General features: G+C 72.5%; 6 protein-coding genes. 3 read left to right on the top strand and 3 right to left on the bottom strand.

What is annotated here, in order from left to right:
• On the bottom strand, nucleotides 1–609 hold a 609-nt coding region (locus G3I40_RS41870), incomplete at its 3' end, for a HipA family kinase (protein WP_164560035.1).
• Nucleotides 610–886: 277 nt separating this feature from the next.
• Here G3I40_RS41870 and G3I40_RS41865 point away from each other — a divergent pair.
• On the top strand, nucleotides 887–1,342 hold the full coding sequence (locus G3I40_RS41865; RefSeq protein ID WP_164560034.1) for a Rieske (2Fe-2S) protein: 456 nt from the start codon (nucleotides 887–889) through the stop codon (nucleotides 1,340–1,342).
• Here G3I40_RS41865 and G3I40_RS41860 read toward each other — a convergent pair.
• On the bottom strand, nucleotides 1,329–1,970 hold the full coding sequence (locus G3I40_RS41860; protein WP_164560033.1) for a cysteine hydrolase: 642 nt from the start codon (nucleotides 1,968–1,970) through the stop codon (nucleotides 1,329–1,331). The genes G3I40_RS41865 and G3I40_RS41860 overlap by 14 nt on opposite strands.
• Before the next feature lie 121 nt (nucleotides 1,971–2,091).
• Here G3I40_RS41860 and G3I40_RS41855 point away from each other — a divergent pair, with 121 nt between their 5' ends.
• Nucleotides 2,092–2,568 carry a pyridoxamine 5'-phosphate oxidase family protein gene (locus G3I40_RS41855; protein WP_164560032.1) on the top strand — a complete coding sequence of 159 codons (477 nt, stop codon included), beginning with the start codon at nucleotides 2,092–2,094 and terminating at the stop codon, nucleotides 2,566–2,568.
• Between the two features lie 30 nt (nucleotides 2,569–2,598).
• Here the strand turns inward: G3I40_RS41855 and G3I40_RS41850 are convergent, their stop codons facing one another.
• Nucleotides 2,599–3,510 carry a LysR family transcriptional regulator gene (locus tag G3I40_RS41850; RefSeq protein ID WP_164560031.1) on the bottom strand — a complete coding sequence of 304 codons (912 nt, stop codon included), beginning with the start codon at nucleotides 3,508–3,510 and terminating at the stop codon, nucleotides 2,599–2,601.
• A gap of 74 nt (nucleotides 3,511–3,584) precedes the next feature.
• Between G3I40_RS41850 and G3I40_RS41845 the strand changes: the two genes are divergently transcribed.
• Nucleotides 3,585–4,529 (top strand): DMT family transporter, encoded by a 945-nt coding sequence (locus G3I40_RS41845; protein ID WP_164560030.1) that lies wholly within the window; start codon nucleotides 3,585–3,587, stop codon nucleotides 4,527–4,529.
• Nucleotides 4,530–4,552 lie beyond the last annotated feature (23 nt).

Genomic DNA, 4,552 nt, shown 5'->3' with positions numbered 1-4,552 from the left:
GAGGTCCTCGGTGACGCGCGGCGCGAGGTCGGCGGCGGCCGCGGCGACGTCGGGGCCGAACGGCGCGAGGGCGTGGTCGGTGGCGTCATAGGCCTTGCCCGCCCAGGCCGCTGCGCCGCGCCAGTTGTGGTGCCAGATCATGCTCGCACCGTGGTCGATGAGCCACAGCTCGCCGCCGTGGACCAGCATGTTGGGGTTGCGCCAGGACCGGTCGACGTTGTTGATCAGCGCGTCGAACCAGACGATCCGCCCCGCCTGAACGGGGTCGACGGCGTACGCGAGCGGATCGAAACCGAGCGCGCCCGACAGGAACCGCATGCCCAGGTTGGTACCCCCGCTCGCCTTGAGCAGGTCCTGCACCTGGGGCTCGGGCTCGCCGAGACCGATGACCGGGTCCAGGTCGAGCGCGACGAGTTCCGGCACCCGGAAGCCGAGCGCCCGCGCCAACTGCCCGCAGATCACCTCGGCGACGAGCGTCTTGCGGCCCTGACCCGCGCCGGTGAACTTCATGACGTACGTACGGAGATCGTCGGCCTCGACGAGTCCGGGCAAGGATCCCCCCTCGCGCAGGGGAGTGACATAGCGGGTCGCCGCCGGCTCTGCAAGCATGATCCCAGGCTATAGCCGCCCCGAGCGGCCTCCTCACCAGGACGGACAGCCGGGCCCCGCCCCGTTCACGGCGGCGCACCCTCTGTGCGCTGCCGTCGCCGCACCCGACGGGCCCTCTCCTCCCCCGATGGGGTGACACCACGGTCCGCCGCGAACTCGGCGCGGGTGCTCGCGGGTTAAGAGGGCGGCGAGACGTTGAACGCTGCGGGATCACGGCACGTACGGGAGAGAGACCCCCACGGGATCCCGGCACGCCCCACCGAAAGGAACCGACAGCATGACCGCTTCGCAGGAGTCCGCTTCCCAGGGCCCCGCGCCCGCCCGCCGCACCGTCGTCGCCGCGGTCGGCGCCGCGGGGATCGCCGCGGTGCTGACCGCGTGCGCCGGCTCGGACGACGGCTCGTCCGAACCGGCCGGCAACGCCTCCTCGGCCGGGGGCGGCGGCAGCGAGGAGCTCGCCAGGACCTCGGACATCCCGGAGGGCGGCGGCAAGATCTTCGCCGACGCGGGTGTCGTGGTGACCCAGCCGAAGAAGGGCGAGTTCAAGGGGTTCACCAGTACCTGTACGCACCAGGGCTGCGCGGTCACCAAGGTCGAGGACGGCACGATCGACTGCCCGTGCCACGGCAGCCGGTTCTCCATCGAGGACGGCAGCGTCGCCCATCCGCCGGCCACGCGCCCGCTGCCCGAGAAGAAGATCGTGGTCAAGGGCGGGTCGATCAGCCTCGCCTAGGCTGCTTCCAGGCGCCGAGCACGTCCGCGGTCGCCGCCACGGTGGCGACGAGGGCGAGCGTGTTGCGGATCATCGCGGGGGTGTAGTCGGAGGGCACCCCCGCGATCGCGTCCTGAGGGACGAGGACGGTGTAACCGAGGTTCACGGCGTCGAACACGGCATTGGGGATCGCCACGTTTGCGGAGACTCCGGTGACGACGAGGGTGCGGCAGCCGAGGTTGCGCAGCAGCGGGTCGACGTCGGTGCCCGCGAGCGGGGAGAGCCCGTGCAGGCGGCGTACGACGAGGTCCTCGTCCGCGACCTCGATCGGCGGGGCGATCCGCACGGCCTTCGACCCCGAGAGCTGCTGTACGGGCAGGCGCTCGGCGGCGCGGAAGAGGCGGCCGTTGCGGTTCGCGCCGCGGCCGTCCGGGCGCCGCTCGGCGACGGCGTGCAGCACCTGGACGCCGCTGTCGTGGGCCGCGGTGACGAGCCGCGCCACGTTGGCCAGCGCGCCCGACGACCGGGCCTCCTTGGCGAGTTCGGGCAGGGCGCTCTCGGTGCCGACGACGCCCTGCTGGCACTCGACGGTCAGCAGCACCGTGCTCGCCGGGTCGAGCAGCTCGGCCAGTTTCTCGTGCGACGGCATGGACGCCCCCTGTGTGTCGGCCCTCTTCGGTTGCTGGACACTAGCCACCATTGCGTGCGGACGGAAGAGCCCGCATGCTGCATTCCTGACGGACCGTCAGCCCACGTACGAGGGAGTGCCCATGACCGCCACCCAGCGCCGCGGCCGCCGGATCATGATGTCGACGCAGGAGCTGGACGCGTTCCTCACCGAACAGCGCACCTGCCGGGTGGCCACGGTGGCGGCGGACGGCACGCCGCACGTCAGCCCGCTGTGGTTCCTGTGGGACGGTACGTCGCTGTGGCTGTACTCCCTTGCGCGCAGCCGCCGTTGGGCCGATCTGCGGGCCGACGGGCGGGTGGCGGTGGTGGTCGACGCCGGTGAGGAGTACGGGGAGCTGCACGGCGTGGAGCTGTCCGGGCGGATCGAGTTCGTCGGGGAGTCCCCGCGCACCGGGGAGCCCTGCGCCGAACTGGAGGCGGTGGAGCCGCTGTTCGCCCACAAGAACTTCGGCCTGTCCGAGATGTTCCACGACGGCCGCCACGCCTGGGCCCGGCTGACCCCCGACAAGATCGCGTCCTGGGACTTCCGCAAGCTGACGGACCTGCCCACTCCCTAGGTGTCACCGAAGACCCCACGGGCCCTGGGCCTAGGCGGACCGCCCGAGATCCGCGCCGACCTTCTGCAGCGCCTCCACGGCCGCCCTGATCGAGGGCCGGCGGTCGGCGTCCGCGCGCCACACCACGTACACATGGCGCCGCACCTGCTGCCGCACGGGCACGGTCACCACGCCGGCCGGCACCGGGTCTCGGCCGAGCAGCGGTGCCACGCACACCCCCAACCCGGCCGAGACCAGCCCGAGTTGGGTATGGGTCTCGGCGGCGCGATGGCCGACCTGGGGCTCGACGCCCTTGGCGCGCAGCGTGAACAGCAGCCACTCGTGGCAGAACTCGCCCTCGCCCCAGGTGATCCACTCGTCGTCGGCGAAGTCCTCCAGGCCGACCTCGGCGCGCCCGGCGAGGGGGTGCCCGACGGGCATGGCGACGTCCGCCGGGTCGTCCAGGATGCTCGCCTTGACCAGACCCTCGGGCAGGGGCATCGGCTTGTTGTACCAGTCGAGCACGACCGCCAGGTCGAGGTCGCCGCGGATCACCCCGGCGACCGCAGCCTCCGGTTCCAACTCCTGCGAACGGAGCCGCAGTTGGGGGTGGTCGACGCGCAGCGCGGCGAACGCGGCGGGGAACAGCCCCCGTGCGGCGGTCGGGAACGCGGACAGCCGCAGCTCCCCCGCCACCTGCCCGCGCTGCGCCTCCAGGTCGGACTGGGCCAGCTCGACCTGCGACAGGATGCGCGCGGAGTGCTCGGCGAGCAGCCGGCCGGCGTCCGTCAGCCGCACTCCGCGCCCGTGCTTGGCGAGCAGCTGCTGGCCGGCCTCGCGCTCCAGCTTGGCCATCTGCTGCGAGACGGCCGACGTCGTCACGTGCAGCGCCTCGGCCGCGCCGCTCACCGATCCGTGCCGGGCGAGCGCGTCCAGGACCCGCAGCCGCTCCAAGTTCAACATGTAAGCGATGCTAAGCGATACCACGCAAGAAATCTCGCTTGTGCTAAGAGAACGGCGAGCGCGATCCTTGCGTCATGAGCACCGTCACCCCCGCCCGCACCGCACCCGCCGCCGAGACCTCGGCCCCGCCCCGCCGCGCCGTCGACTGGCGCCTGCGCTTCGGCGGACTCTCCCTCATCTGGGGCTTCAGCTTCCTGCTCATCAAGGTGGGCACGGACGGCTACGCCCCGTTCCAAGTGACGCTCGGACGGCTGCTGTTCGGCACCCTGGTACTCGTCGCGGCGATGGCGGTGAAGCGGGAGCGCCTGCCGCGCGGGGCCCGCACCTGGGGTCATCTGGCGGTGGCGGCCCTGCTGCTGAACGCGCTGCCGTTCTCGCTCTTCGCCTTCGCCGAGCAGACGGTCCCCTCGACCCTGGCCGGGATCTGCAACGCGACGTCGCCGCTGTGGGGCATGGCCCTGTCCCTGGTCGCCCTGTCCGAGGACCGGCCGACCCGGCGCCGCGTCGCCGGCCTGGGCATCGGCTTCCTCGGCGTCCTGACGGTGCTCGGCGTCTGGCAGGGCTTCCACGGCCTGGACGTGACGGGCACCGCGATGGCGCTGCTCGCCTCGCTCAGCTACCCGGTCGGCTGGATCTACGTCCGTCGCACCCTGGCGCACACCGGCAACTCCCACCTGGCGATGACCGGCGCCCAGCTACTGCTCGCCACGGCCCAACTGGCCGTCGTCACCCCGCTGTTCACGTCCCTGCCGGGCCACTTCGCCCTCGTCCCGCTGCTCGCGATCATCGCCCTGGGCGCGCTGGGCACGGGCCTCGCGGTCCTGCTCCAGTACGGACTGGTCGCCGAGGTGGGGCCGACGACCGCGCAGATGGTCACGTACTTCATCCCGGTCATCGCGACCGCGGCGGGCGTCGCCGTGCTCGGCGAGTCGCTGAGCTGGTCGACCCCGGTCGGCGCGGTGATCGTGCTGGCGGGCGCCGCGCTCACCCAGGCGAAGGGGCGCGGGCGTCAGGCGTAGTTCCGCGCCCGCGCGGGCCGCAC

The organism is Streptomyces sp. SID14478, assembly GCF_010548525.1.
In the GTDB taxonomy this organism is placed as follows: Bacteria; Actinomycetota; Actinomycetes; order Streptomycetales; family Streptomycetaceae; genus Streptomyces.
Note: the sequence above shows the minus strand (reverse complement) of the source record. Positions and strands in the feature narration are given on the sequence as shown.